The organism is Dietzia sp. 111N12-1, from assembly GCF_001658045.1.
GTDB lineage: Bacteria > Actinomycetota > Actinomycetes > Mycobacteriales > Mycobacteriaceae > Dietzia > Dietzia kunjamensis.
On record NZ_LSSV01000108.1, the window covers coordinates 1 to 703 of the forward strand.

Consider the following 703-nt stretch of genomic DNA (forward strand, 5'->3'; position numbering starts at 1 on the left):
AGCTGGTCGGCGATCGCCGACTTAAGCTCGGGCAGTGTGGCGAACTGCCGCGCACGGAGGGCGGCGATGATCCAGGTGGCCACGTGCGCGACGGTGTTCTCCACGCTGGGCTTGTCCTTGGGCTTGCGCACCCGGCCGGGAAGGACCGCAGCCGAGTAGTGCGCGGCCATCTCCCGGTAGGCGGCATTGAGGACGATTTCGCCCTCGCGGGGATGGGTGATCACGCCGGTCTTGAGGTTGTCGCACGCGATGCGCGGCACTGACCCGCCGAAGAACTCGAACATCGCCACGTGGGCCCGTAGCCAGGTGTCCTGCTTCATGTCCAGGGTCGGTTCGACGAAGGCGTACCGGGAGAACGGCAGGCACCCAACGAACAGATACACCCGCCTCGCCTCGCCGCTGACGGGGTTGGTCAGCTGCATCGTCGGGCCGGACCAGTCCACTTCGACGGTCTGCCCGGCCTTATGCCCGACGCGGGAGGCAAGCCCAGCGACCTGCACATGCTGCTGGTACTGCTTGCAGAACCTGTCGTACCCCATCGCCGGCGAGCCCGAGCTGGCGCACCGGTCGACGTACTCGCCGTGCAGAAGCTTCATCGTCACCCCGACCCGGGCCATCTCCCGATGCACCTCGGCCCAGTCGGGCTCGGCGAACACGCTCTCGTGCTCACCCCGGCCTGGGAACAACAGCGAGTACACCTCGC

The 703-nt window shown here is 67.4% G+C and carries 1 protein-coding gene; it reads right to left on the minus strand.

Translation table 11 applies throughout. The features are described 5' to 3' along the window. Positions 1-703, minus strand: a 703-nt coding sequence (gene istA / locus AYO52_RS17475) for an IS21 family transposase (RefSeq protein ID WP_156523667.1), incomplete at both ends; no start/stop codon positions are given.